Origin of the sequence: Paenibacillus kobensis NBRC 15729 (genome assembly GCF_004000825.1) — a bacterium.
Lineage (GTDB): Bacteria > Bacillota > Bacilli > Paenibacillales > Paenibacillaceae > Paenibacillus_T > Paenibacillus_T kobensis.
On the sequence record NZ_BILZ01000020.1, the window covers coordinates 41959 to 67993 of the forward strand.

Genomic DNA, 26035 nt, shown 5'->3' on the forward strand with positions numbered 1-26035 from the left:
GTCAGCATGGAGTTGAATTAGGATTAGGAGATCATGAACGGAAGGTGGGGTGCAAATCGTGAAATTGCTAAACGGTGCCGATTTTCAACGATTAGAAACAGGAGTACAGTCGGCTGAGATGAGACAGAGAGTAATATCGAACAACGTGGCGAATGTCGACACACCGTATTATAAACGGTCGGAAGTTTTGTTCGAGGACCTGCTGTCTGAGGCGATGGGAAGCAACGGAGAGACGATCTCGGGAATTAGAACGAATGCGAGACATATTCCGATTGGGCAATCAACAGCAAGTATACCTGCCCCTAAAGTTGTATCGGATGAGACCAGTTCGATGAACAACAACGGCAACAACGTCGATATTGATCGAGAAATGTCGCTGCTCGCCAAAAACCAACTTGTGTATAACCTTTATATTCAACAAATTAACCATGATGTCAAAATGATGCGAACGGCAATCGAAGGGAGGGCGTAACAATGAAGCTTAGCAGCGGTTTTGATGCGAATGCATCGGCACTGACAGCGCAGCGGCTGAGGATGGATGTCATATCCTCCAACATCGCGAATGCGGAAACGACTCGCGCCAAGTATGTGAACGGTGAATTCGTTCCTTATTCCCGCAAGATGGTCGTGATGGAACCGACAAGCCCGAATTTCTCGGATGTTCTCGCCGGCACGATGAGCGGCAGCCAAGAGGCAAGCCCTGGCGTGAAGGTAACGAAGATTGTGGAAGATAGAACGCCATTCAAACTTGTGTATAACCCGAGTCACCCAGATGCGGATGCAGATGGATATGTGAAAATGCCGAACGTAGACATCGCGAAAGAGATGATCGACATGATCTCAGCCTCCCGGGCTTACGAAGCTAACATAACGGCTCTGAATGCATCGAAAGGCATGTTCGCAAAGGCGCTTGAAATTGGCAAGTAAACGCAATGGGGGGTATGAAGCTTGATTCAGCAAATCACGTCGATTCCGGTTCAACCGGCTCAGATCAATAACATAAAGCCTGCAGGCGAGTATTCGCCATCCGAAGTTACGAAGTCGTTCGGCGACTTTCTCCAGCAAGCGATTGAAGGCGTATCGGCGCAGGAACAGACGGCGCAAGCGACAACGGCACAGTTCATGGTTGGGCAAGCCGACGTATCGCAAGTGATGATCGCGTCAGAGCAGGCTCAATTAAGCCTTCAGCTCACCACTCAGATCCGCAATCGCGTAGTTGAAGCTTACCAAGAAATTATGCGGATGCAGCTGTAGTCAAACAGATTGAACGAGTAGAGCAATGGGTGAGGTGGCACTGTGAATGAGACAATCGCCCGGTATCGCGAACGGCTCTCGCAATGGTGGAGTCAGACGGGCAAGAGACAAAAGATTTGGCTTGGCGCAACGTTAGGTTTAGTAATATTGTCAATCGTGCTTCTCACGTACATATTCTCCAGAACGGAATACGAGGTTGCCTTTAATAATTTGGACGCCACGGACTCCGCGGCAGTCATGAATTACTTGGACAGCAGCGGCATCGGATATAAGCTGTCGAGCGACGGCCACAGCATTATGGTTCCAAGCGCAGTTGCATCCAGAGTCAAAATCGATGTCGGTTCGCAAGGACTCGTACGAAACGGGTCGATCGGCTTTGAATCCTTCAATAGTTCGTCCTCGGGATGGGGAACAACGGAGAACGAGTTTAATGTGAAGTACCGCAACGCGCTCAATGGTGAAGTGCAGCAATTGCTTAACAACATGCAGGGCGTCGAGTGGTCGAAAGTGCTCGTAACGCTTCCGGAAGAAAGCGTATTCCCGGATCCGGATAACGAGCATGCCATTGCTTCGATTACGATGAAATTCGTGAACGGCTACCGTCCAACGCAAAAAGAAATCGACGGCTACTTCAAGCTCGTCAAGACGGCGGTGCCGAAGCTCGCAATCGAGGACATTACGATCGCAAGTCCCGAAGGCCAATTGCTATCATCCGAACAGAATGGTGGAGTTCAAGGAAATGCCGATTTGGCGGATCTACAGTTCCAGACTCAACGCAAATATGAGGGCGAACTGAAGAAGAACATTCAGCAATACTTGAGCATGATGATCGGTGAAGGCAACGTGGTCGTATACATAGCAAGTAATTTGAACTTTGACAAACAGACGTCCGAACAGAACTTGATCAAGCCGCTTGATAATAACAATAACAACGGCGGATTGGTCAGCTCGCAAGAAGCATCGAAGACGTCGACTAACTCAGATGCAACCGCAGGCGGTGTACCGGGTACCGGTGAGACCGATGTACCGGGTTACCAGACGGCTAGCGGTAGCGGTAACTCTTCTTCGGAAGAGACGAACAGCATTCGCAATTATGAATTCAACCGGATCAAGAACATTATCGAATCCAGTCCGTTCATGATCAAAGACTTGAACATCAGCATTGGTGTTAACAAGTCGGCATTGCAAGGTGACGCACAGACTCAAATTACGAACTACGTGAAACAAATTATCCGTACGCAGCTTGCACAATCCGGTCTGGATGTAACGAGCGATGCGGTCGTCAGCCAACGGGTTACAGTCATGGCGAACGATTTCGTTAACGGAGTTTCACCGTCGCAAGCATCCAAATCGAGCACAGCTTGGCTCATCGGCATTGGCGCCGCAGCTGCTGCACTCGCGGCCGGTATCGGCATCGGCGTAGCACGCAGACGTAAACGGAATGCGGAATTGATGGCTGCTGCTGCTTCCGTGGATCCGGTTCGGGTTGAATTCCCGACTCTCGACCTGGAAAATGTGACGAACGACCATCAAGTACGCAAAAATCTTGAAACGTTGGCCAAACGCAAGCCTGAAGAGTTTGTTAACCTTCTTCGGACTTGGCTCGTGGACGAATAGAGGGGATCGGCATGGCGAAATCATACGGCGGATTAACCGGCAGGCAAAAAGCAGCCATTCTGCTCATTACGCTCGGTCCGGAAGTGTCAGCAGAAATTTTTAAACAGTTAAGAGAAGAAGAGATCGAACAGCTGACGCTCGAAATCGCTAACGTTCGGAAAGTCGACAGCTCGGAGCGCGAAATTATTCTGACCGAATTCCACCAAATCTGCTTGGCGCAGGAGTATATTCAGCAAGGCGGTATCGCATACGCCAAAGATATTTTGGAAAAAGCGCTCGGCGAGCAAAAAGCAGTCGAAGTTATTAACCGGCTGACGGCAACGCTGCAAGTTAGACCGTTCGACTTTGCCCGCAAAGCAGAGCCAACGCAAATTCTCAACTTTATTCAGAACGAGAATCCGCAGACGATCGCGCTTGTGCTCTCTTATCTTCAACCGGAGCAAGCCTCTCACATCCTATCGTCGCTTCCGCAAGAGAAGCAGGCAGAGGTTGCGAGAAGAATTGCTCTGATGGACAGCACCTCGCCAGAAGTACTGTCTCAAGTGGAACGGGTGCTCGAACAGAAGCTGTCCGCGACCGTCACGCAGGATTACTCGACGGCAGGCGGCATCGAATCGATCGTTCATATCTTGAACGGGGTCGACCGCGGTACGGAGCGTACGATTCTCGATGCGCTCGAAATTCAAGATCCGGAACTTGCAGAAGAAATCAAGAAACGGATGTTTGTCTTCGAGGATATCGTCAACATCGACAACCGTTCGATTCAACGCATTATCCGCGACCTCGAAACGTCGGACCTTCAGCTCGCGCTCAAAGTGGCAAGCGAAGAGGTGCGCGAAGCTATTTTCCGCAACATGTCCAAGCGGATGTCCGAGACGTTCAAGGAAGAAATGGAGTATATGGGACCTGTCCGGCTGCGTGATGTCGAAGAAGCGCAAACGCGCATCGTAGCGACGATCCGCAGGCTTGAAGAAGCAGGCGAGATCATCATCGCCCGCGGCGGAGGAGATGATATCATTGTCTAATTTGATAAAGTCCTCTCATGTTATTTCATTAGAAGACTTGCACAAATTGGAATGGTTCAACCGCTATGTTCCTCCTAAACCGGAGCTAGACGAGCAATTGCCGGAAGAGTATGTACCGGATTCCGGGACGATCTCAATAAGGGACGAAATTATTAAAGACGCTCAACAATTCGCAGAACAACATATTCAAGACGCCGTTATGCAGCACAATGCGATGCTTGCTGATGCGGAGCAGCAAATTGTGCAATGGTGGCAGTCGCGCCGCGAGGAAGACGAGACGATTATTCGCCGCTCGCAGGATGATGGGTTCAGCATGGGTTACGATGAAGGCCGGGCGCAGGCAATCGGCGAGCTTCAACAAGAATGGCAGCAGAAGATCGAAGAAGCGCAAGCGCTGCTTAGCGCAGCCTATAAAATGCGCGACCAGATCATTCAGGAAGCGGAGCCTTTCCTTGTCGATCTAAGTACCGCAATCGCGGAGAAACTGATTGGCCGCCAGTTGTCGATTAGTCCTGAAATTGCAGTCGATATGACAGCGAAGTCGCTTGCTCGGAGACGTGAGCAAGGTGTCATCACCTTATGCGTAGCACCGGAGCATCTCGCCTTCATGCAAGCGGCCCGCGAAGAACTCGCTCTCTCGATCGATTCGCAAGCGGAGTTGCACATTCTGCCGGATGCAACCGTTCGGGATTTCGGGTGCGTCATACGTTCCAACTTCGGCAGCATCGATGCACGCATCGATACGCAGTTGACGGAAATTAAACGTGAGCTTATGCAGCTTGCACTGGACAGCGACGAGTGGAGGAACGCTCATGATTCTTCCGAAGCTTAACGCAGACAAGTATATCGAGCATTTGAAGCCGATTGATCCTGTACGGATTAACGGCAAGGTAACCCGGGTTATCGGATTGACGGTCGAATCTGAAGGTCCGGATGCGAGCATTGGCGATGTATGCCATATCTATCCGACCAAAGGAGCGAAACCGCTCAAAGCGGAGGTCGTCGGGTTCCGCGATAACAAAGTGATACTTATGCCGCTCGGTGAATTGCATTCGATCGGTCCAGGCTGTGATGTTGTCGGTACGGGCAAACCGCTGACTGTACAGGTCGGTTCGGAGCTGCTCGGCAAAGTGCTGGATGGATTAGGCCAGCCGCTTGACGGGTCTTTCATGCCAAGCCGAATGCCTCACAGTTCGACCCATAATGCACCTGGCAATCCGCTCGCAAGGCCGAGGGTGAAAGATCCGCTAAGCATTGGCGTTCGTGCCATCGACGGTTTGTTGACGGTTGGCACTGGCCAGCGCGTAGGCATATTCGCCGGTTCAGGCGTCGGTAAGAGTACGCTGCTTGGCATGATCGCACGGAACACCTCTGCTGACGTGAACGTCATTGCGCTAATCGGCGAACGCGGACGCGAGGTTCTCGAGTTTATTGAGAAAGATCTCGGACCTGAAGGTCTCGCAAGATCCGTTGTCATTGTAGCGACATCCGATCAGCCCGCGCTAATCCGGATGAAAGGCGCTTTGATTGCGACGACGATTGCAGAATATTTTCGGGACCGCGGCTTGAATGTCATGCTGATGATGGATTCGGTTACCCGTTATGCAATGGCTCTTCGCGAAGTCGGTCTTGCGATTGGCGAACCTCCTGCGACTAGAGGATACACGCCATCCGTATTCGCGGCACTGCCGAAGCTGCTCGAGCGTGCAGGTACCGGGCAGAATGGCTCAATCACGGCATTCTATACGGTACTCGTCGACGGCGACGATATGAACGAACCGATTGCGGACGCCGTTCGCGGCATTTTGGACGGACATATCGTGCTCAGCCGGGAGCTTGCGCATCAAGGGCATTTTCCAGCGATCGATGTGCTTGCTTCGATCAGCCGGGTTATGAAAGAAATTGTGACAGAAGAGCAGCAGGATGCAGCGAACGCTTTGAAAAGTTTGCTAGCTACTTATAGAAGTTCGGAAGATCTTATCAATATCGGGGCGTATCAGCTAGGTTCCAATGAAAAAATTGATAGATCGATCGAAGCAATCGATGAAATTAACGCTTTTACAAGGCAGAAGACGAACGAGAAAGTCGGACTAGAAGAAGCGCAGCAGCTGCTCATTCAACAATTTCTCGGGAGATGACCGATAAGTGGCAAAGTTCCGGTACGCGTATGACAAGATTGTAGGACTTAAGGAAAGCGAGAAGCGTCAAGCCGAATGGCTGCTGTCCGACGCGCTTGGCAAGCTTCAGATGGAGCAGATGTCGCTCGATCAGCTGGAGCAAGAGCGCAAGCAGTGGGAAGAGAAGCTTGCTGAGATTGCATCATCAGCGGTGCCGCTAGGCGAGTTGATGGCTGTACAGCAATACATCGACCATTTGGACTGCTGCATCATGAGCAAACTGGCGGAAGTCCGTCAGGCTAAAGGGGTCGTAGAGGTTAGCCGCAACCATCTGTCCGTTAAGATGAAGGACGAGAAAGTATGGATGCAGGCGAAGGAACGCGCATTAAGCCGATTCCGGCAAGCTGTGATGATGCAGGAGCAAAACGAGTTGGACGAAATGGCAACCGTTCGTTTCATGGTCGCAGCCCCTTAACCGACGCTGTTACAATTCGTGAACCGGGACTGCGGGAGGGATGAAATTGGCGGGTATGGATGTTGAAAACGAGCGTTACAGCGGGTTTGAACGGTTTATGTTCTTCTTAACGCCGATTCTGTTTACGATCATATTGCTCGGCATCTTTATGGCATTGTTCAATGAGGACATGCGCCACAAGATGCTGGATCTAGGCAATAAGGTGCCTTACTTGGAAAGTGTGCTGCCGGATTCTCCGAAGCCGGATGAATCTACAGCCTCTAATGAAGTAAGTGCCGAGAAGTCGAGAGTCAAAATCGATGAGCTGCGCAAGCAGCTGAACGATAAAACAGCCGAAGTGTCGGCGGCTCAAGATAAAACGGCTCAAGCAGAAGAGCAAATCAAAACGCTGCAAGGTGAAATCGACCAGCTGAAAAAGGCGAATGAAACCAAACTGCTGGATGACGAACAATATGCAGCGAAAGTAAGCGAAGTTGCCGCGATGTACACGCAGATGACGCCAAGCAAGGCGGCACCAATTCTGCAAAGCATGTCGACGGAGGAAGCTGTTCTCGTACTGGATTCCATGCCGGCAGAGAACCGTTCCCGAATACTGGAGAAAATGAATCCGCAAAAAGCGGCCGATGCCTCCTTGATGCTTAAGGATGTCGTTACCGCCAAGGATCGTCAGATCGCGGCGCTGCAAGCGCAGCTGGAACGCCAATCGGCAGCAGCCAATGCACCAGCACAATCGCAGACCCTGCTCGACAGTCAGCAGCTCAAGCAGACGTTCGGCAGCATGGCGCCGAAAAGCGCAGCCGAGCTGTTGATCAAAATGTCTGATCTTAGTCCAAGCAAAGTTCTTCGCATTCTGAACGCAGTCGACGACAGCACGCGTGCTTCGATCGTAGCGGAAATGTCAGCGCTGAACGAAGGGATTACAGCTCAGCTAGTATCGAAGCTAATGTCCGGAAAGTAAACCTTCATTATATATGAAAGGAGGTGAAACATAAATGGATATGGCTATTTCAGCAGCACCGGTATCTTCGCAGCCTAAAGCAACTACGACTGCTTCGGAAACGAATGCAACGGCTTCTGCTTCCGGCAGCGGTGATTTCAAGCAAACGCTGACATCCAGCATGAAAGAGCAAGGCGGTGCGTCTGCAACTGCTTCCAAGGCAGAGGCTAGCGGCGCAAGCAAGCCAGCAGCCGAAACCGTTGCGTCAGGAGAAGCCTCCGGAGCGGAGCTTCTAACTGCCGACCAAGTCATTGAGGCGATTGGCCAGCTTCTGCAAGCACTGCAAAGCGAGGATTTGAGCGGCAATGCCGATCAAACCGACGCGGCGGATCAGCTGAAGGATATGCTGGACCAATTGAATGCAATGCTGGCATTGCTAGGCGGGCAGATGGTGGAGCCGCTTCCGCTCACACCAGGCCGTGAGGCTGTAGATATGAGTGCAGACGTACAGCAGGCGCTTGTCCAACTGCAGGAAACGATTGGACGCGGTCAACTTGGTGCGGCTCAACTAGGCAATTCGCAACAATGGCTTGGCTCGCAACTGAAGGGTCTGAAACAAGCGTTCGGCCAGCTGCAAGCGAGCATGCAGGCAGCATCGAATGCTGCACAGCAAGCGGACTCCGTACAAGCAGCTCCAGCTGCTAACGGCTCAACGAAGCCAGTAGTTAACGTTCAGCAAGCCGAACCTGTACAAGCGAAAGCAACGGTCTTGTTAGACCAGTTGAATCGTCAATCGGTAAGTCCGCAGTTGCTGCAACTGATTGCAGCACAAGGAAGTTCCGAAGAGGACACGGATGGATCTGACACTACGGCTACAGCATCTGAAGATTTTGCTAACGTATTGAATATGCAGACGAGTCAGCTAACGGACGCAGCACGGTCGGCTTCGGCAGTTCGTCAAGTCAATGTTGCAGCGCCGGTACCGGCTCAGCAGTTCGCTGAGACGATGGCAAACCTGATGGTCGGCAAATTCGAAGTGAAGACGGCAGCAGGTTTGTCGGAGGCAAGACTGACGCTGACGCCAGAACACCTCGGACAAGTTGATGTTCGCATCTCGGTACATAACGGACAGCTAACGGCTTTGTTCGTCGCTGAATCGAGCAGCGCGAAGGACTTGCTCGACAATCAACTCGCTCAGCTTCGTACGAATCTTCAATCGCAGGGCTTGAACGTAGAGAAGCTGGAAGTAACGCAGCAGTCGGTAGAGAGTCAAATGTCGCATCAACACCGTGAAGGCTCCGGCAGACAGCAATCGGAAGACGGCGTCAGAATTGGCGATCAAGCCGAATCGGATGAAGCCGCTTTCGAGGCCGAGCTTGCTCAGCAAAGCGTCATTCGTGATCTTGGTTACGGACGAAGCATTAACTTCAAAGCATAACTCGCATGAAGCGATGTCGGATTGGGGGTGACATGATTGGCAGGGGAAGCGATTAACAACAATGCCGTGTGGCCGAACTACAGCACATCCAATGTGCAAAAAGCGGCTGCCACGACAAAAGATACGACGCTCGGCAAGGACCAGTTTCTGAAAATATTAGTCACTCAGCTTCGCAATCAAGACCCGAGCCAGCCGCTGCAAGACCGCGATTTTATCGCACAGATGGCTCAATTCTCATCCGTAGAGCAATTGATGAACATGTCGGAGCAGATGACGATGCTTCGCCAGAACCTAGGTACCGCATCGAGTCTGATCGGGATGACGGTTGAATGGAACGGATTGTCTGACGCAGGAGTCGGGACGACCTATTCCGGCGTAGTCGAAGCGATCAGTATCAAAGACGGTGAGCAATACGCGAAGGTCGGCGACAAATCGGTGAAAGTCGATGAATTGACGACAATTACTTATGTACCTTCATCTGCAAAGCAGACTCCGAAAGAGGAAGCAGGCGGAGAAAATGTCTAACGGAATGAAGATCGGAACGCTGTATCCGCTGCCGGGAAGACCCGGAAGCGTCACTACAAAGCCGAATGGAAGTTCGTTAACAAGACCGGAAGATAAGCCGTTCAACCAGATTCTCCAGCAGCAGCAGCAGGCAGTGAAGTTCAGTTCGCATGCTGAGCAGCGGATTCGGCAGCGCGGCATCCAGCTTCAGCCGGAAACGATCGCAAAGCTGAACCAAGCGGTAAGTCAGGCGGCATCCAAAGGAGCAGTCGATTCGTTGATCGTCCTGCGTGATGTAGCGTTGATCGTCAATGTGCCGAATCGGACGGTCGTCACGGCGCTCGATCATTCGCAAATGGCGGATACCGTATTTACTCAAATCGATAGCGCTGTTATTCTTCATTAATTCATTGGGCCGGACCTGATCTTAAGGAAGCCCGACTGCCGCGGATCGACTGAAGCGGCGGCATTACAACCATTATCCCAAGCGGGAGGCGGAATGATTAGATGCTAAGATCGATGTACTCCGGTGTATCCGGTATGCGCGGTTTTCAAACGAAGCTTGATGTAATCGGCAACAACATTGCGAACGTAAATACGATTGGTTTCAAAGCGGGCCGAGTCATGTTCAAAGATATTTTGAGCCAGAGCGTTGCAGGCGTTACGGCGCCGGAAGAAGGCACTCAAGGCGGTACGAATGCGAAGCAGGTAGGTCTCGGCGTATCGATCGCTGCGATTGACACGCTCCATACGGCGGGCAGTGCGATGACGACGAACGTGCCGACTGACGTCCGGATCGACGGCGACGGATTTTTCGCGGTTAGAGCAAGCGAAGACCAGGAAACGCCTTACCTGACGCGTGCGGGCAACTTCTACCTTGACGCCGCTCGTCAACTCGTAACGTCCGACGGTTACTTTGTTCTTGCGGAGGGCGGCGAGCCGATCACTCTCGATGAAGGCGTTACGTCGTTCTCGATCTCACAAGACGGCACGATCATCTCGATTGGAGCAGACGGCACGACAGAGCCAACTGACTTCAAAATCGGCGTCGTGAAAGTGACAAACCCAAGCGGCCTTGAGAAAGTCGGCGGCAACATGTACCGGGTGACCCCGAATGCGATTCTTGGCGGCGAAGTTGAAGTCGTAGCGGCTAACAGTGCTGAATTCGGCACAGGAGCGATCATCGCCGGCCAGCTCGAAATGTCCAACGTCGACCTGACGAATGAATTTACGGAAATGATCGTAGCACAGCGCGGATTCCAAGCGAACTCCCGTATTATTACGACTTCCGATGAAGTGCTGCAAGAAGTCGTGAATCTGAAACGATAAGCTTGGCCGCGGAGGAGGCGCTAGCCGCTTTCTCCGCGGATCTAGCCAATGCTTACGAAGCCTGCTCTCCGCATGTGCCGGAGCGCTGCGCAGCATAGGAGGAAGCGTATGATTGGCTTAACTCGGTTGAATGGAACGAGACTTGTTATTAATGCATTATTGATCGAGACGATTGAAGAGACGCCTGACACGCTTATTACGCTAACAACTGGCAAGAAATTACTTGTACTCGAAAAGTCTTCGGAAGTGATTTCGCTCGTTCAGCGCTATCTTCAAACGATTGGCGTCATTGCGGCGACCACTAAGAGCGAGCAAACGGAGGAAACCTCGACATGAAAAAAATGTTACCGTGGTTAATCTCGATCCTTTTAGCGATAACGCTAATCGCGATCGTCGCCATCATACTGTTGAACTCGATGTTCGACGACTCCAGCGACAAAAAGACGGTTACGGAGCCGGTGAAAGTAGAGGAACTGTCCGCTGATGAGCGAGTGGAAGTCACTTCTGAATTGAAAGATATTAAACGCAACTTGCTGGACAATGACTACATTTTGATTGCGAACTTCGCATTCCAACTGGACAGCAAGAAATCGAAAGAAGCATTCGAAAAAATTAAGGACATTCAAATCCGTCCGATCGTAAACCGCGTCATCGCGGATATGACGGTCGACCAGTTAAACGGCTCGAAAGGTCAAGACTTGTTGTCCTCGAAGCTGCTCAACTTGATCAACCAAGAGCTTCCTGAGAAGCAAAAACTGGTGAAGGTCGATATAACCAATTTCCTCTTGAGCCAAATCTAATCGATTGACCGGTATACCTTTAGGGGGGTGAGAATGTGGTTGATGTGTTATCGCAGAATGAGATCGACGCACTGCTTGCAGCTTTGTCATCAGGCGAAATGGACGCCGAGGAGCTGAAGAAGGAGGATACGCAGAAGAAAGTTCGCGTATATGACTTTAAGCGTGCGCTTCGGTTCTCTAAGGATCACATCCGCAGCTTGACGCGTATTCATGAAAACTTCGCGCGGTATTTGACAACCTATTTCTCCGCGCAGCTTCGAACATTCGTTCAGATAAGCGTTGTGGACGTCGAACAGCTACCATACGATGAGTTCATCCGCTCGATTCCGAAGATGACGATTCTGAACATCTTCGAGGCGGAACCGCTCGAAGGACGGATGGTACTGGAAGTCCATCCGAACGTCGCTTATGCGATGTTGGACCGGCTGCTTGGCGGACAAGGCACTGCGCCTTCCAAGATGAACGCGCTGACCGAAATCGAAATGACGGTGATGGAGCGGATATTCAGCCGCGCATTCGACAGCTTGCAAGAAGCATGGAAAACGGTGCTCGATATATCGCCAAGGCTTGAGGCGCTCGAGACGAATCCGCAGTTCATGCAAATCGTGTCGCCGAACGAAACGATTGCCTTGATCTCGCTTAGCACCAAAATCGGGGATACGACGGGGATGATCAATTTATGTATTCCGCATGTCGTCATTGAACCGATCATGCCTAAGCTCTCTGTACACCACTGGTTCGTATCGCAGAAGAAATCGCGTTCCCCTGAAGAGGTGGACATGCTGGAGCAGCGGGTCAATCGGGCGAAGCTGCCAATTGCCGTCGAATTAGGCGAATCGACTATCAACATTCATGAGTTTCTTAACTTGGCAGCGGGCGACGTAATTACGCTCAATAAACCAGTAGGCGAAGGACTGCACATCAAGGTCGGCAATAAACTCAAGTTTGTCGGAAGTCCGGGCTCGATTAAAGACCGGGTAGCCATACAGGTTGACGAGATTGTCAGCGAAGGGGTAGAGGAAGAACATGACGAGTAAAGATTACTTGAGTCAAGAAGAAATCGACGCTTTGCTGCGGCAATCGTCCAACGATCCGGAGCCTGAACTGTCCGGCAGCGCCACGACAGATATTACGAATTACTTGAACAATATCGAGCAGGATGCACTTGGCGAGATCGGCAACATCACATTCGGCAGTGCGGCAACCGCTCTGTCCACCTTGCTAGGCAAGAAAGTCGATATTACGACACCGCAAGTGACGCTTGTTAAGCGCTCGGAACTGAAAGAAGTGTTCCCGAAGCCGCATGTAGCCGTATCGGTTGAATACGTAGACGGCTTCCAAGGCATTAACTCACTCGTCATTAAGACGCACGATGCACAGGTCATTGCTGATCTCATGCTCGGCGGCGAAGGCATTGTGCCGCAAGCTGAATTGAATGAGATTCATATCAGCGCGGTGCAAGAAGCGATGAACCAAATGATGGGCTCGTCGGCGACTTCGATGTCGACGATCTTCAACCGTTTCGTTAATATTTCACCTCCGGGAATCGACATCTTGGACGTTGAAGGCGGCAATGGCGTTGAAACGCTGCCGCAAGATGATGAATTTATTAACGTTTCGTTTAGACTGATGATCGGCGATCTGATCGATTCGACGATCATGCAGCTGCTGCCAATTTCGTTCGCGAAGCAAATGGTTGCAACTCTGATGGGCGGCATGGAAGAAGCGCCTGCGGCAGAGCCTGCTGCGATTGCAGCTCCTGCACCAGTTGCTGCTGCTGCGGCGTCAGCACCTGCACCTGCGCCTGCTGCTGCACCGCCTGGATATGCGGAACAGCCGCCTATGTATGCGGCGCAGCCTCCAATGTACGCAGAGCAGCAGCCAATGTACGCGCAGCAGCCGATGTATGCGCAGCAACAGCCGATGTATGCACCGCCGCAAGGACCGAATACATATGGACAAATGCCGAATCGCAATGTGAACGTTCAGCCTGTTCAATTCGCAAATTTCCAAGGCGCACCTTACGTTCAGTCAGACGACACAAATCTCAATTTGCTTCTCGACATACCGCTCAAAGTAACGGTAGAATTGGGTAGAACCCAAAAGCAGATCAAAGAAATTCTTGAATTGTCGCAAGGATCCATCATTGAACTGGACAAGCTTGCCGGCGAGCCGGTCGACATCCTGGTGAACAACAAGCTGATCGCGAAGGGCGAGGTCGTCGTCATTGACGAAAACTTCGGTGTCCGTGTAACGGATATCGTAAGTCAATGGGACCGTATGCAAAAAATTCAATAACATCCTAGGGGGAAATTTGAACGATGGCAAACCGAATTTTGATCGTAGATGATGCAGCATTCATGCGTATGATGATCCGTGATATTTTGACGAAAAACGGATATGAGGTTGTCGGTGAAGCGCCGGACGGCTCGGTTGCTGTCGAGAAGTTTAAAGAACTGAAACCGGACTTGACGACAATGGATATTACGATGCCGGAGATGGATGGTATCGTTGCATTGAAAGAGATCAAGAAGATTGATCCGAACGCGAAAGTCATCATGTGCTCTGCAATGGGCCAACAAGCGATGGTTATCGATGCGATCCAAGCCGGCGCGAAAGACTTTATCGTGAAGCCGTTCCAAGCGGACCGTGTAATCGAAGCGATCAAGAAGACGCTCGGTTAGGCCGTTCACATCATGAAGAATAACCAGATTCGAATCGCGGCGCTCGCGACAGCCATAATGCCTTTCTCGGCACTTAAGGCTGCCGCGGCGTCCGAAGGACTGGAGACACCGGATACGGCACCTACTTACGGCAGTATGACCGGGAGTCTCGTGACCGTACTGATTGCTCTTGCTGTCATTATTGGACTTATTATTTTCGCGATCAAGTTTCTAGCCCGCCGCAATCGAGGATGGGGCGCCAACCGAGCGCTTCGTGCGCTAGGCGGCGTCCCGCTCGGTCAGCATAAGTCGATTCAAGTTGTCGAATTAGCCGGTAAAGTGTATGTTGTCGGCATCGGCGAAGACGTTCGACTGCTGGACCGGATCGATGATCCGGAAGAAGCGGCTAGAATTATTAATCAAATGGAACAAACGAGCGGCGCGGGCTGGAATCCGGCGGCGTTCTCGGATCTGATGAACCGATTCCGCAATCGAGGCGATCAAACAACCTCCGAGACGAAGGGATCGAACGAAGGGCCAGATTTCGAGCTTATGCTGCGCCAGAAGCTGGATGAGCAGTCGCAGCGCAAGCAGCAGGTCGAAACGCTGCTTCGCTCCTCAAATCAAAGCGATCGGTTGATGGATGATGAATAAAAAATGGATAGTTGCAGCCGTTATTGTGCAACTCGTTTTGTGGGGCTTGTTCCAATCCCATGCTTATGCGGAACCGCTGCCGAACATTAACATTCAAGTCGGTAACGGCGCAGATTCAGGGACACCAGGCACTAGCGCAATTTCGATCTTGCTGCTGCTGACCGTACTCAGTATCGCCCCGGCGATTCTCGTGCTGATGACAAGCTTTACCCGAATCGTCATCGTACTCGGATTTCTGCGGACGTCACTCGGTACACAGCAAATGCCGCCTAACCAGGTGTTGATCGGACTAGCTATGTTTCTTACCTTCTTCGTCATGTCGCCCACGCTTGCTCAAGTGAACGATGTCGCCCTTCAGCCTTATTTGAAAGGCGAGATTACGCAGACACAGGCATTCGAGAAAGCGGCAGATCCGATGAAAAAATTTATGTTCGCGCAAACCCGGGAAAAAGACTTGCTGCTCTTCATCAAATATACGAAAACCGAGAAGCCGACAAGCTACAAGGACATCCCGATTACGGTTCTCGTACCGGCATATGCGATCAGCGAGCTTAAGACGGCGTTTCAGATGGGCTTCATGATTTTTATCCCATTTTTAATAATCGATATGGTCGTTTCCAGTACGCTAATGGCGATGGGGATGATGATGCTGCCACCGGTCATGATCTCGCTGCCGTTCAAGATTCTGCTGTTCATCCTCGTCGATGGATGGTACTTGGTCGTCAAGTCGCTGCTAATGAGCTTTAATATGACCTAGCGGAAAGGAACGAGCATGCGATGAGTGCGGAATTTATTATCGGATTGGCCGGAGAGGCCGTATTCGTTATTTTGAAAACGAGCGCGCCGATGCTCGTCATCGGACTCGCCGTCGGTTTGATCGTCAGTATCTTTCAAGCAACGACGCACATTCAGGAGCAGACGCTCGCATTCGTTCCGAAGATCGTAGCTGTATTCGTTTCGCTCATCTTCTTCGGACCATGGATACTGAATACGCTGGTCGACTTCACGTTTAACATTTTGAACAACTTGTACAAATACATCGGATAGGCTGGTTGAAAGGATGGAGCTGATCGAACAGGGGTTCCCTATTTTTTTGCTAATCTTTTGTCGAATGACAGCATTTTTCGTCGTAGCGCCGATATTCTCGATGCGAGGCGTACCGACGCCGTTCAAGATCGGCCTGGGATTCTTCCTCTCGCTAATCGTATTTCTGACTTACGGAGTGAAGGAAACCGCCGTATTGGACGCGACGTACATTCTGCTTGTTCTTCGCGAAGTATTAGTCGGTCTGCTTCTAGGCTTTGTCGTCTATCTGTTCTTCTCGGTCGTTCAGACGGCCGGCGCGTTGATGGATATTTCGATGGGTTTCGCTATGTCGAACGTCGTGGATCCCATTACTGGGGCATCGTCGCCGATCATGGGCAACTTGAAGTACATGATTCTCATCCTGGTGTTTCTGTCCATGAACGGTCATCATTTTATGCTGACCTCTCTGATGGACAGCTATCAATGGCTGCCGCTCGATAACGATCTGTTCGCAAGAATATACGATGGCAAAGTGTCTGATTTCATCGCCGTAACGTTCTCTGAAACATTCATGCTGGCATTCCAGATCGCGTCGCCGATTCTAGTCGCGATGTTCCTAACGGATGTCGCGCTTGGCTTTCTTGCGAAGACGGCACCGCAGTATAACGTATTCATTATCGGGATGCCGCTCAAGATCATTCTCGGATTAATTATGGTCGTACTCATTCTTCCTACGATGTCCGGGGTGTTCGAGCATTTGTTCACCGTAATGTTCGACCGAATGCATAGTCTGCTTGCCATGCTGAAGAGACCGGATGCCGGCTGATGAACGTCAGACCGAAGGCACCAGCGCCCAATGTAGGAGGTGACCGCATGACAGCGAGCAGACCGCAGTACCGATTGAAGCTTGATCTTCAATTGTTCAACCAGGAGAAGACAGAGAAAGCAACGCCGAAGAAGAAGCGCGAGGCTCGCGAGAAGGGGCAGGTCGCCAAGTCCAATGAGCTGCCGGGCGCCTTCATTTTATTGTTCGTGTTTATGAGCTTCGCCATGATTGGACCCTTTTACAAAAGCAGGCTTATATCGTTGTTCGGAGACTTGTTCGAGGATTGGATGACGATGGAAGTGACGACCGGCAACGTCATGTCGTTGTTTACAAAGCTGATGTACGAAATGCTGATCATGCTGTCGCCGGTGTTCGCCATAGCGGTAGTCGTAGCCCTCTTAGCCGGTTATATGCAGGTTGGTTTCTTGTTAACGGGCAAGTCGCTGGCTCCCAAGTTCAGCAAGCTTAACCCGTTAACGAATGCGAAAGAAATACTGTCCATGAAGACGCTCGTTGAATTTCTCAAAAATATGCTGAAGCTTGTCGTCATCGGCCTCATCGTATTTATGACTTTGAAGAGCGATTGGGAACGCATTCTTCAATTGGATACGCTGCCCGTTACCTATTTGCTCGGCTTCGCAGGCGGCATCGCTCTAAAGCTTGGCATTGAAGTCGGTGCCGTGCTCGTTGTCCTAGCGGTCGCGGATTACTTCTATCAGAAGTATGAGTATGACAAGAGCTTGAAGATGTCTAAGCAAGATATTAAGGACGAATTCAAAACAACCGAAGGTAACCCGCTAATTAAAGGGCGGATCCGCGAGCGTCAACGGAAAATGGCGATTCAGCGGATGATGCAGGAAGTGCCGAAGGCGGATGTCGTTATCACGAACCCGACACACTTCGCCATCGCCCTGAAGTACGACGCTGCTAAGATGGAAGCCCCGGTCGTATTAGCCAAAGGCATGGATTACGTGGCACTGCGAATTCGGGAGAAGGCCAAGGAGCACGGCGTCATTACGATGGAAAACAAGCCGCTCGCCAGAGCGCTGTACGACCGATCGGAAATCGGCGATTCGATTCCTTCGGATCTGTTTCAAGCGGTGGCGGAAGTACTGGCATATGTATATAAGTTGAAAGGTCGAGTGAAATCATCTTGAAACGGGGGAACAGTTCATGAAACCAAGGGACCTGGTCATATTGATCGGCATCATCGGCATCGTGCTCATGATGGTTATTCCCGTCCCAACGCTCCTAATGGACGTGCTTCTCATCATTAATATTTCGATAGCGTTAATGATTTTGCTCATCTCGATGAATACGAAGGATGCGCTGCAGTTTTCGATCTTTCCGTCCGTACTCTTAATAACAACTTTGTTCAGACTTGCGCTTAACGTATCGACGACAAGAAACATACTCGCGAAACACGAAGCGGGTGAAGTTGTGGAAACGTTCGGCAACTGGGTGGCAGGCGGGGAAATTGCAATCGGTTTTATCGTCTTCCTCATCTTGGTCGTTGTTCAATTCATCGTCATCACGAAAGGCTCGGAACGGGTTGCAGAAGTAGCGGCAAGATTTACGCTCGACGCGATGCCCGGTAAACAGATGAGTATCGATGCCGACTTGAATGCCGGTCTTATTAATGAACAGCAAGCGAAGGAACGCCGGTCCAAAATCGAAAGAGAAGCCGATTTCTACGGTGCAATGGACGGTGCGAGCAAATTCGTCAAAGGTGACGCGATTGCCGCAATCGTCATTCTCTTCATTAACTTAATCGGCGGTTTCATCGTCGGTATGGCGATTCACGGCATGGGCTTTTCGGATGCCTTGCATACGTACTCGATTCTGACGATCGGCGACGGTCTCGTTAGCCAAATCCCGGCACTGCTCATTTCGACGGCATCCGGTATGATCGTTACGCGGGCTTCGTCCGAAGGCAATCTGGCAGACGATCTGTCTACGCAAATGCTGAAATATCCGAAGCTGCTCTATATCGTTGCAGGAACAATCACGTTGCTCGGCTTCTTTACTCCTATCGGCTGGTTCCGTACGCTTCCGATCGCTGCGATTCTCGCTTATGGCGGTTGGCGATTGCAGAAGAATATGAACAAGCAGCAACAGCAGGAGGAGCTACTGGTCGAAGAGCAGCAAATCGAGGAAGTACGAAGTCCGGAAAGCGTTATCAGTCTGCTGCAGGTCGATCCGATCGAATTCGAATTCGGTTATGGTCTTATCCCGCTCGCGGATGCGCAGCAGGGCGGCGACTTGCTTGACCGGATCATTATGATCAGGCGGCAATGCGCTCTGGAGCTCGGACTCGTCGTTCCGGTTATCCGTATTCGCGACAACATTCAGCTGAAGCCGAATGAATACGTGATCAAAATAAAAGGAAATACGGTAGCCCGAGGCGACTTGCTCCTCAACCATTACTTGGCGATGAGCCCAGGCTTCGATGATGATGCGGTAATCGGCATCGAAACGACAGAGCCGGCGTTCGGTTTGCCGGCGTTGTGGATTGACGAAGCGATGAAAGAACGGGCTGAATTGTCCGGTTATACCGTCGTCGATCCGCCATCGGTCGTCGCAACGCACTTGACCGAGATCGTTAAGCGCCATGCGCACGAGCTGATCGGCCGACAAGAGACGAAAGCGCTGGTCGAGAATGTGAAGGAAAACTACCCGGCGCTCGTCGACGAGCTCATTCCGAATTTGCTCACAGTCGGCGACGTTCAGAAGGTGCTTGCGAAACTGCTGAAAGAGAAAATTTCGATCCGCGATCTGGTCACGATCTTCGAAACGCTTGCGGATCAAGGGGCATATACGAAAGACACCGATGTGCTTACCGAATACGTCAGACAGTCTCTCTCTCGTCAAATTACGCTTCAATTCTCTCCGGATGGCGAGATGCTTCGCGTCATTACAGTTGGACCTTCATTGGAGAAGAAGATAGCCGAATCGGTGCAGCAATCGGATCAGGGCAGCTACTTGTCGATCGATCCTGTCGCTACACAGCAAATCTATCAGAAGCTTTCAGAGCAAGTAACGAAGCAGATTCAATCCGGCAATCAACCGGTTGTGCTCGCATCCCCAACGATTCGGATGTACTTGCGCAAGCTGGTCGAGCGGACGATGCAGGATATTCCGGTATTGTCTTACAGTGAGCTGGAGCCGAATATTGAAGTTCAAAGCGTCGGGGTGGTGAATCTGTGAGAGTAAAGCGTTATTTGGTTAACGAGGTGTCCGAGGCGCTGCCTCTCATCCGCAGCGAGCTGGGCAAAGATGCCGTTATTCTAAGCACGAAAGATATTAAGACCGGAGGATTCATGGGCATGTTTCGCAAGCGGATGACCGAGGTTGTCGCTGCGATAGAATCCGAAGGTTCCAAGCCTAACAAATCCAAGGCTGCTGCCGCTCCATTCCAGGCAGCAGCCGTCCCCGCACGTACGGCCAATTCGGCAGCAGCCGCTTATGCCGGCAATACAGGCAATGCAACTGCCGCAGCGACGGCAGTACTAGACCGGCCCGATCCGCAGATTACCGCGGAGCGGGCAGCGGCGCTTCTGCAGGCAGCAGCGGGACACACTTCCTCGGTTACAGCGGATTCCGCAGCCGGCTCGATCATGTCGGCTCTTGCAGCTGGACCGCAAGCCGCTAATTCGATGACGAAGCCGAGCAAGTCATCGAAGGTGACGGAGGACGCTTTAGTAAGCGAGATCCGGGATATGAAGGAATGGATAATGAAGCTGTCCCGGCAGAAAGAGCTCGATTCTCAGCCAGAAGCTATCAAGCAGCTTCGCACGCGGCTGGATGAGCAAGAGGTTGCATCCGAATGGTCCGACAAACTTATCGATCAGTTAATGGAGCAGATCGATGAAGGAGCGGACCTATCGGATACCCGCCAGCTTTGGGAACGTGCATCGGCTATTCTATTAGACTGGTTGAAGCCATACGAGCATCCAGGTATCCAGCCGTCCGATCGGGCGGTCTACTTCGTCGGCCCGACGGGAGTCGGCAAGACGACGACGATTGCGAAGCTGGCTGCTGAACAAACGTTGAAGAAGGGCAAGAAGGTTGGCTTCATAACGTCGGATACGTACCGGATAGCAGCGGTCGATCAGCTTCGAACGTACGCCAACATTTTGAACGTTCCGATGGAAGTTGTTTTCTCGCCGAATGAAGTACCCCGAGCGTTCGAACGACTAGAGGACCGGGATGTTATCTTCATGGATACAGCGGGCCGCAATTATCGAAGCGAGCTTCATGTATCCGAAGTAAACAGTATGATGAGTGCGCATTCCGGCAACGTATTTCTTGTCATGAGCCTGACAGGACGGACGAAAGATATGGCGATTGTAGCCGAGCGCTTCATCCCATACGGTGTGCGGCAAGCTGTTTTCACGAAGCTGGATGAAACGTTCGTTTACGGATCGCTGCTGAACATTGTATTGGAATACGGCTTGCAGCCTGCTTATATCGCTAGCGGACAAACGGTTCCGGACGATATTGATTTGTTCCAAGCCGAAGCCTACGTCGGATTGCTCTTAGGAGATCCTGCGGATGTATGACCAAGCTGAGGCGCTGCGTAACCTGATACGCAACAATGAGAGGCTTCGAACAGGACGAGGAACGCGTATCTTAACGGTCACGAGCGGCAAGGGGGGCGTCGGCAAGTCGAACTTCAGCTTGAACTTCGCTCTCGCCTTGCAGAAGCTTGGCAAGACAGTGCTCGTGTTCGATGCGGACATTGGCATGGCAAATCTGGATGTATTAATGGGACATAACGCAACGTATTCGATCTATCATTTGTTAAAGCAGGATAAGACGATTTGGGACATCATTCAACTCGGTCCGCAAGGCTTGCATTTTGTAGCCGGCGGATCGGGAATGAATGAGTTGCTGCAGTTGTCCGATGCTCAATTGAACAAGTTTATCGACCAGCTCGATAATCTGCAGGGCAAATACGATTACTTGCTGTTCGATACAGGTGCGGGTTTGTCGAAGGAAGCGGCGAGTCTTATTGCAGCCGCCCACGAGACTATCGTCGTGACGACACCTGAACCTACTGCAATTACTGATGCTTATGCACTAATGAAAATGGTTCGTTCCTTCGGACACGAGCCGACATTCCGCCTTGTTGTCAACCGGGCGATGGATGCGAGGGAAGGGCAGCAGACCGCGGATAAAATCGCGATGGCGGCACGCAAGTTTATGGGGATTGAAGTTCCGCTGCTCGGCATAATTGCTGACGATCCGAATGTGAGCCGGGCAGTACGTCAGCAGACGCCGTTTACGATTGCGTACCCGGCAAGCGATGCAACGAAAGGAATTCAATCGATAGCAAGAGCTTACCTCGATATGCCCGCGCTTCGTGAAGCGACTAGCGGCGGTATCAAAGGATTTCTACATAAGATGGTTAGGCTGATGAAATAATCCTTTGGATAACGGGAGGGGTTCTATGACGCGGTATCGCGTGCTTGTAGTGGATGATTCCGCCTTCATGCGGGCGATCGTGTCCGACCTTGTGACGAAAGACGAGCAGTTCGAAGTCGTCGCTACAGCTTCTAACGGCAAAGAGGCTATCGATGCGGTCGATACATTCAAGCCTGATGCTGTAACAATGGATTTGGAAATGCCCGTCATGAACGGACTCGAAGCTTTGAAACAAATTATGGCGGTAAGACCTCTTCCGGTCATTATGCTATCGGGCATAAGCGATGAGAATACGCGGGATACGATCAAAGCGCTGCAAAGCGGTGCTTTCGATTTCATCCGTAAGCCGGCGATCGACGGTTCCGTCGATATCGAACAAGTCGGCGGTCAACTGCTCGATAAACTGCGAATTGCCGTACTGGTCGGCCGAAGCCGGCTAAAGCCCGAGGCAAGAAAGCCCACGAGCTTGGAAGCTGCAATGCCGCCTGCTGACCGGAAGCGTCCGGGAGGCAAACCTGCAGCGAAAGCCGAGTTGACTGAAGCGGCTGACCGCGCGGGAACAAGCAAGCGGGCAGCTAAGTCCGCACAGGAGAATGGTTCATCGGGATCTTCACCACAAGTGGAGAAAACGGCGAAAGCGGCAACTAAGCCAGCGAAACCGGCAGCTTCCAAGGAGAAGCAGGAGCAGAGCGTCAAAGCAGCTGTGATTCCGTCTGAGCCGGCAGAAACGGGTGTGTCGAACAACAAGCCGAAAGGCTCCACTGTGTTCGACAGCGTCGTCTTGATCGGCACGTCTACCGGCGGGCCTAAAGCGCTGCACGAAGTAATCTGCTCGCTGCCTTCAAAGCTTGCCGCGCCGGTATTGGTTGTGCAGCATATGCCGCCCAACTTCACTCGCTCGCTGGCTCAGCGGCTTGATGCATTCAGTGCGGTTCGCGTCACGGAGGCTGTGCAGGGAGAACGAGTCGAGACCGGCACCGTATACATTGCGCCGGGCGGCTATCACATGGAGCTGGCGAAGGACAGAAGCGGCTACTACGTGAATCTCACCTTGGAAGAAGCGCGAAGCGGCCATCGGCCTTCGGTCGATGTATTGTTCGAATCCGCCGTCCGTTATTCCGAATTGAACCGCCATGCGGTTATTATGACGGGAATGGGCAGTGACGGAGCCAAAGGGATGAAAGCACTTCGCGACAGCGGCGCACGAACGACGATTGCTGAATCAGAGCAAACTTGCGTCGTATACGGCATGCCGAGATCGGCTGTCGAGATTGGCGCAGTTACCGATGTGCTGCCGCTTTCGCGTATTGCTGGCTTTCTGGCAAGCGCGCTTGGCAAGTAGCTCCTTAGGTTATACAAGCTTGATCACGTTTGGCGAAGTTATCAACGGAGGTGCCGGAGCATGGACATGAACGCATATTTGTCAATGTTTATCGATGAATCGAATGACCACCTGCAAGCGCTCAACGAAAATTTACTTAAGCTGGAGAACGATCCTGGGGATATCAGTATCGTTCAAGTCATTTTCCGTTCTGCACATACGCTCAAAGGGATGTCCGCGACGATGGGATTCGAAGATCTCGCATCGCTGACGCACGAGATGGAGAATGTGCTGGATCTGGTTCGCAACAGTAAGCTTGCGATGGACAGCTTCATTTTCGACACGTTGTTCAAAGGTTTGGATGCGCTCGAAGCGATGGTGCAGGACATCGTCGGCGGAGGCACTGGCAAAGCGGATGTCAGCAGTATTGTTGTTTCTCTGCAGTCGATCGTCAAAGGGGATTATCTGAAGGCTGCACAGCCGTCAGCAGACGCTCCTGCGCAGAACAGCGGTTCCAGTGGAACATCAGGCGGCGCGCTGCTCGATATTTTCCAGCAATCTGTCTTAAAGCAATCGATCGAGTCCGGTAACCAAGCTTATTACATAAAAGTAACGCTGCGCGAAGACTGCGTGTTGAAAGCAGCTCGTGCATATATGGTGTTCGACGTACTGGAAAGCAACGGTGAAGTAATCAAATCCGAACCGTCTGTACAAGATTTGGAGCAGGAAAAGTTCGACCGTTCGTTCATCGTCTTCCTTATCTCTGGCACAGACGCTGAAGAGTTGAAGAGTCGGATTGAATCGGTCTCGGAAGTGGATTCGGCAGACGTTGTACTGCTCGATGCTGAATCGCTGCAAATGTATGGTCCAGTGCCGGACAATCAGCAAAAGCCAGCAGCTTCGCAGGCTGCGCCAGCTGTGCAAGCACGCGAAGCGGCTGTGCGGGAGACGTCAGCTGCCAAGTCGCAGACGGCTGCGACCGGGGCGGCTGTGGCGAACCGGACGATCCGCGTCGACATCGACCGGCTCGATTCGCTCATGAACCTGTTCTCGGAGCTGCTCATTGACCGGGTTCGGCTCGAGCAGTTGTCCAGCGAAATCAAACGAAGCGATTTGATCGAGACCGTTGAGCATATGGCACGCGTCAGTACTGATTTGCAAGACATCGTCTTGAAGCTTCGGATGGTGCCGGTTGAATCGGTATTTAACCGGTTCCCGCGGATGGTTCGGGATATTGCCAAGCAATTGGACAAAAAAATCGACCTCGTCGTGACGGGGGCCGAGACGGAGCTGGACCGGACCGTTATCGATGAAATCGGCGATCCGCTCGTCCATCTGCTTCGCAACTCGCTCGACCATGGCGTTGAGATGCCGGCCGATCGTCTCGCAGCGGGCAAGCCGGAGACGGGGACGGTTCACCTCCGTGCTTTCCACAGCGGCAACCATGTGTTTATCGAGGTTGAAGATGACGGGAACGGCATCGACGCTGCCAAAGTAAGACGGATTGCGGTGAAGAACGGCGTACTGTCGGAAGAAGAAGCAAACAAGCTGTCGGAAGAACAAGCTCAGATGTTAATCTTTGCTGCAGGGTTCAGTACGGCGGACAAAATTTCCGATTTGTCGGGCCGCGGTGTCGGACTTGATGTCGTCAAATCGAAAATTACTTCGCTTGGCGGCCATGTCACGATCCGCTCGCAGCTCGGCAAAGGAACGATCTTCTCGATTCAGCTGCCGCTTACGCTGTCGATTATATCGGCCATGCTCATACAGATGGGTTCCGAGAAATATGCGATTCCGCTCTCGTCGATCGTCGAGACAGGCATTATTCAGCGTGACAGCATCGCAACGGTACATGGTAATCAGATGATCGAGTTTCGGGGAACGGTCATTCCGGTCGTATCGCTCAGCCGGGTGCTGGATGTTCCGGACTACCGTGAAGATGCGGAGACGGAGACTGAAATCGTCGTCATCCGCAAGAATGACAAGCTTGCTGCACTTATGATTGATTCATTCATTGGTCAAAGCGAAATCGTCCTCAAACCGCTCGGCAAATATTTGCCGGCTATCAAGGCATTATCGGGCGCCACGATACTCGGCGATGGCCAAGTTGCACTCATTATCGATCCGAATGCTTTCATTAAATAAGGGAGGGATTACGTATGGGAGAAGAATTGAAAGTTATCGTATTCGCGCTAGGTGAGGAACAGTACGGAATCGAAGTTGATAAAGTACGCACAATCGAACGGATGCAACCGATTACGAGAGTTCCGAAGGCACCTGGCTTCATCAAAGGAGTAATCAACCTCCGCGGCGTCGTGATTCCTGTCCTTGATCTGAGAGGACGCTTCGGATTGGAAGAGACGGTAGCAACGGATAACTCGCGTATCATTATCGTCGCAGCGAACGAGCTGGAAGTTGGCTTTATTGTCGATTCGGCTAACGATGTTATTGACATCGATTCCGATACGATCGACAGCCCGCCGGAAGTCGTAGGGGGCATTAAAGCGAAATATTTGCAAGGCATTGCAAAGATCGGCGAGAAGCAGCTGCTCGTAATGCTGAACTTGTCTGAAGTGCTCAACCGCAAAGAAATCATTCAACTCGAACAGCTTGAGGTATAGA

At 51.7% G+C, this 26035-nt stretch carries 29 protein-coding genes; all 29 read left to right on the top strand.

Going from position 1 to position 26035, the window contains the following annotated elements; translation table 11 throughout:
- The first annotated feature begins 58 nt into the window (after nt 1–58).
- The 29 genes from flgB to PKO01S_RS13670 all read left to right on the top strand — a co-directional run bounded on the left by flgB (nt 59) and on the right by PKO01S_RS13670 (nt 26034).
- Nucleotides 59–472 carry a flagellar basal body rod protein FlgB gene (gene flgB, locus PKO01S_RS13530; RefSeq protein WP_127531880.1) on the top strand — a complete coding sequence of 138 codons (414 nt, stop codon included), beginning with the start codon at nt 59–61 and terminating at the stop codon, nt 470–472.
- A 2-nt stretch (nt 473–474) separates the two neighbouring features.
- The gene (gene flgC, locus PKO01S_RS13535; protein ID WP_127531881.1) at nt 475–927 is read left to right on the top strand and encodes a flagellar basal body rod protein FlgC; all 453 of its coding nucleotides are present in this window, start codon (nt 475–477) and stop codon (nt 925–927) included.
- A 21-nt stretch (nt 928–948) separates the two neighbouring features.
- A complete protein-coding gene (gene fliE / locus PKO01S_RS13540) occupies nt 949–1254 on the top strand; it encodes a flagellar hook-basal body complex protein FliE (RefSeq protein ID WP_127531882.1) in 306 nt (101 codons plus the stop codon).
- A gap of 42 nt (nt 1255–1296) precedes the next feature.
- On the top strand, nt 1297–2871 hold the full coding sequence (gene fliF, locus PKO01S_RS13545; protein ID WP_127531883.1) for a flagellar basal-body MS-ring/collar protein FliF: 1575 nt from the start codon (nt 1297–1299) through the stop codon (nt 2869–2871).
- An 11-nt stretch (nt 2872–2882) separates the two neighbouring features.
- Nucleotides 2883–3896: a flagellar motor switch protein FliG gene (gene fliG, locus PKO01S_RS13550; protein WP_127531884.1), complete on the top strand. Its 1014-nt coding sequence runs from the start codon at nt 2883–2885 to the stop codon at nt 3894–3896.
- On the top strand, nt 3889–4728 hold the full coding sequence (locus tag PKO01S_RS13555) for a FliH/SctL family protein (protein ID WP_127531885.1): 840 nt from the start codon (nt 3889–3891) through the stop codon (nt 4726–4728). The genes fliG and PKO01S_RS13555 overlap by 8 nt, the downstream gene beginning before the upstream one ends.
- Complete coding sequence (gene fliI, locus PKO01S_RS13560; protein WP_127531886.1) at nt 4709–6034, top strand: flagellar protein export ATPase FliI; 1326 nt, start codon at nt 4709–4711, stop codon at nt 6032–6034. The genes PKO01S_RS13555 and fliI overlap by 20 nt, the downstream gene beginning before the upstream one ends.
- A gap of 7 nt (nt 6035–6041) precedes the next feature.
- Complete coding sequence (gene fliJ / locus PKO01S_RS13565) at nt 6042–6488, top strand: flagellar export protein FliJ (RefSeq protein ID WP_127531887.1); 447 nt, start codon at nt 6042–6044, stop codon at nt 6486–6488.
- Nucleotides 6489–6528: 40 nt separating this feature from the next.
- Complete coding sequence (locus tag PKO01S_RS13570) at nt 6529–7446, top strand: MotE family protein (RefSeq protein WP_246070570.1); 918 nt, start codon at nt 6529–6531, stop codon at nt 7444–7446.
- A gap of 34 nt (nt 7447–7480) precedes the next feature.
- Complete coding sequence (locus PKO01S_RS13575; RefSeq protein WP_127531889.1) at nt 7481–8863, top strand: flagellar hook-length control protein FliK; 1383 nt, start codon at nt 7481–7483, stop codon at nt 8861–8863.
- Between the two features lie 36 nt (nt 8864–8899).
- Nucleotides 8900–9388, top strand: a complete 489-nt coding sequence (locus tag PKO01S_RS13580; RefSeq protein ID WP_127531890.1) for a flagellar hook capping FlgD N-terminal domain-containing protein — start codon at nt 8900–8902, stop codon at nt 9386–9388.
- Nucleotides 9381–9773 carry a TIGR02530 family flagellar biosynthesis protein gene (locus PKO01S_RS13585; protein WP_127531891.1) on the top strand — a complete coding sequence of 131 codons (393 nt, stop codon included), beginning with the start codon at nt 9381–9383 and terminating at the stop codon, nt 9771–9773. The genes PKO01S_RS13580 and PKO01S_RS13585 overlap by 8 nt, the downstream gene beginning before the upstream one ends.
- 101 nt (nt 9774–9874) lie before the next feature.
- Nucleotides 9875–10696: a flagellar basal body rod protein FlgG gene (gene flgG, locus PKO01S_RS13590; RefSeq protein WP_127531892.1), complete on the top strand. Its 822-nt coding sequence runs from the start codon at nt 9875–9877 to the stop codon at nt 10694–10696.
- Between the two features lie 108 nt (nt 10697–10804).
- Entirely contained in the window at nt 10805–11032 is a 228-nt protein-coding gene (locus PKO01S_RS13595) for a flagellar FlbD family protein (RefSeq protein WP_127531893.1), read from the top strand.
- Nucleotides 11029–11496, top strand: a complete 468-nt coding sequence (locus PKO01S_RS13600; protein ID WP_127531894.1) for a flagellar basal body-associated FliL family protein — start codon at nt 11029–11031, stop codon at nt 11494–11496. Before PKO01S_RS13595 ends, PKO01S_RS13600 begins: the two co-directional genes overlap by 4 nt.
- A 35-nt stretch (nt 11497–11531) precedes the next feature.
- Nucleotides 11532–12533 (top strand): flagellar motor switch protein FliM, encoded by a 1002-nt coding sequence (gene fliM, locus PKO01S_RS13605; protein ID WP_127531895.1) that lies wholly within the window; start codon nt 11532–11534, stop codon nt 12531–12533.
- The gene (gene fliY / locus PKO01S_RS13610) at nt 12523–13794 is read left to right on the top strand and encodes a flagellar motor switch phosphatase FliY (protein WP_127531896.1); all 1272 of its coding nucleotides are present in this window, start codon (nt 12523–12525) and stop codon (nt 13792–13794) included. Before fliM ends, fliY begins: the two co-directional genes overlap by 11 nt.
- A gap of 23 nt (nt 13795–13817) precedes the next feature.
- Nucleotides 13818–14180 carry a response regulator gene (locus PKO01S_RS13615; RefSeq protein WP_127531897.1) on the top strand — a complete coding sequence of 121 codons (363 nt, stop codon included), beginning with the start codon at nt 13818–13820 and terminating at the stop codon, nt 14178–14180.
- Nucleotides 14181–14192: 12 nt separating this feature from the next.
- On the top strand, nt 14193–14813 hold the full coding sequence (locus PKO01S_RS13620) for a FliO/MopB family protein (protein ID WP_127531898.1): 621 nt from the start codon (nt 14193–14195) through the stop codon (nt 14811–14813).
- Entirely contained in the window at nt 14806–15570 is a 765-nt protein-coding gene (fliP, locus tag PKO01S_RS13625; RefSeq protein ID WP_127531933.1) for a flagellar type III secretion system pore protein FliP, read from the top strand. The genes PKO01S_RS13620 and fliP overlap by 8 nt, the downstream gene beginning before the upstream one ends.
- 20 nt (nt 15571–15590) lie before the next feature.
- A complete protein-coding gene (gene fliQ / locus PKO01S_RS13630; protein WP_127531899.1) occupies nt 15591–15860 on the top strand; it encodes a flagellar biosynthesis protein FliQ in 270 nt (89 codons plus the stop codon).
- Between the two features lie 13 nt (nt 15861–15873).
- Nucleotides 15874–16665: a flagellar biosynthetic protein FliR gene (gene fliR, locus PKO01S_RS13635; RefSeq protein WP_127531900.1), complete on the top strand. Its 792-nt coding sequence runs from the start codon at nt 15874–15876 to the stop codon at nt 16663–16665.
- A 47-nt stretch (nt 16666–16712) separates the two neighbouring features.
- A complete protein-coding gene (flhB, locus tag PKO01S_RS13640) occupies nt 16713–17822 on the top strand; it encodes a flagellar biosynthesis protein FlhB (RefSeq protein ID WP_127531901.1) in 1110 nt (369 codons plus the stop codon).
- A gap of 16 nt (nt 17823–17838) precedes the next feature.
- Nucleotides 17839–19872 carry a flagellar biosynthesis protein FlhA gene (gene flhA / locus PKO01S_RS13645; protein ID WP_127531902.1) on the top strand — a complete coding sequence of 678 codons (2034 nt, stop codon included), beginning with the start codon at nt 17839–17841 and terminating at the stop codon, nt 19870–19872.
- Nucleotides 19869–21227 carry a flagellar biosynthesis protein FlhF gene (flhF, locus tag PKO01S_RS13650; protein WP_127531903.1) on the top strand — a complete coding sequence of 453 codons (1359 nt, stop codon included), beginning with the start codon at nt 19869–19871 and terminating at the stop codon, nt 21225–21227. The genes flhA and flhF overlap by 4 nt, the downstream gene beginning before the upstream one ends.
- Nucleotides 21220–22092: a MinD/ParA family protein gene (locus PKO01S_RS13655; protein ID WP_127531904.1), complete on the top strand. Its 873-nt coding sequence runs from the start codon at nt 21220–21222 to the stop codon at nt 22090–22092. Before flhF ends, PKO01S_RS13655 begins: the two co-directional genes overlap by 8 nt.
- 25 nt (nt 22093–22117) lie before the next feature.
- Entirely contained in the window at nt 22118–23434 is a 1317-nt protein-coding gene (locus PKO01S_RS13660) for a protein-glutamate methylesterase/protein-glutamine glutaminase (RefSeq protein ID WP_127531905.1), read from the top strand.
- Between the two features lie 60 nt (nt 23435–23494).
- Nucleotides 23495–25558: a chemotaxis protein CheA gene (locus PKO01S_RS13665; protein ID WP_127531906.1), complete on the top strand. Its 2064-nt coding sequence runs from the start codon at nt 23495–23497 to the stop codon at nt 25556–25558.
- Nucleotides 25559–25572: 14 nt separating this feature from the next.
- Nucleotides 25573–26034 carry a chemotaxis protein CheW gene (locus PKO01S_RS13670; RefSeq protein WP_127531907.1) on the top strand — a complete coding sequence of 154 codons (462 nt, stop codon included), beginning with the start codon at nt 25573–25575 and terminating at the stop codon, nt 26032–26034.
- Nucleotide 26035 lies beyond the last annotated feature (1 nt).

Coding starts and splice junctions, on each gene's coding strand:
- PKO01S_RS13570 (WP_246070570.1), top strand. CDS start 6,529: ATGAAATTGGCGGGTATGGATGTTGAAAACGAGCGTTACAGCGGGTTT.
- fliG (WP_127531884.1), top strand. CDS start 2,883: ATGGCGAAATCATACGGCGGATTAACCGGCAGGCAAAAAGCAGCCATT.
- PKO01S_RS13670 (WP_127531907.1), top strand. CDS start 25,573: ATGGGAGAAGAATTGAAAGTTATCGTATTCGCGCTAGGTGAGGAACAG.
- fliR (WP_127531900.1), top strand. CDS start 15,874: ATGGAGCTGATCGAACAGGGGTTCCCTATTTTTTTGCTAATCTTTTGT.
- PKO01S_RS13600 (WP_127531894.1), top strand. CDS start 11,029: ATGAAAAAAATGTTACCGTGGTTAATCTCGATCCTTTTAGCGATAACG.
- PKO01S_RS13585 (WP_127531891.1), top strand. CDS start 9,381: ATGTCTAACGGAATGAAGATCGGAACGCTGTATCCGCTGCCGGGAAGA.
- PKO01S_RS13665 (WP_127531906.1), top strand. CDS start 23,495: ATGGACATGAACGCATATTTGTCAATGTTTATCGATGAATCGAATGAC.
- flgC (WP_127531881.1), top strand. CDS start 475: ATGAAGCTTAGCAGCGGTTTTGATGCGAATGCATCGGCACTGACAGCG.
- flhB (WP_127531901.1), top strand. CDS start 16,713: ATGACAGCGAGCAGACCGCAGTACCGATTGAAGCTTGATCTTCAATTG.
- PKO01S_RS13595 (WP_127531893.1), top strand. CDS start 10,805: ATGATTGGCTTAACTCGGTTGAATGGAACGAGACTTGTTATTAATGCA.
- flgG (WP_127531892.1), top strand. CDS start 9,875: ATGCTAAGATCGATGTACTCCGGTGTATCCGGTATGCGCGGTTTTCAA.
- fliQ (WP_127531899.1), top strand. CDS start 15,591: ATGAGTGCGGAATTTATTATCGGATTGGCCGGAGAGGCCGTATTCGTT.
- PKO01S_RS13655 (WP_127531904.1), top strand. CDS start 21,220: ATGTATGACCAAGCTGAGGCGCTGCGTAACCTGATACGCAACAATGAG.
- PKO01S_RS13575 (WP_127531889.1), top strand. CDS start 7,481: ATGGATATGGCTATTTCAGCAGCACCGGTATCTTCGCAGCCTAAAGCA.
- PKO01S_RS13620 (WP_127531898.1), top strand. CDS start 14,193: ATGAAGAATAACCAGATTCGAATCGCGGCGCTCGCGACAGCCATAATG.
- fliI (WP_127531886.1), top strand. CDS start 4,709: ATGATTCTTCCGAAGCTTAACGCAGACAAGTATATCGAGCATTTGAAG.
- fliP (WP_127531933.1), top strand. CDS start 14,806: ATGAATAAAAAATGGATAGTTGCAGCCGTTATTGTGCAACTCGTTTTG.
- PKO01S_RS13615 (WP_127531897.1), top strand. CDS start 13,818: ATGGCAAACCGAATTTTGATCGTAGATGATGCAGCATTCATGCGTATG.
- flhA (WP_127531902.1), top strand. CDS start 17,839: ATGAAACCAAGGGACCTGGTCATATTGATCGGCATCATCGGCATCGTG.
- fliY (WP_127531896.1), top strand. CDS start 12,523: ATGACGAGTAAAGATTACTTGAGTCAAGAAGAAATCGACGCTTTGCTG.
- PKO01S_RS13660 (WP_127531905.1), top strand. CDS start 22,118: ATGACGCGGTATCGCGTGCTTGTAGTGGATGATTCCGCCTTCATGCGG.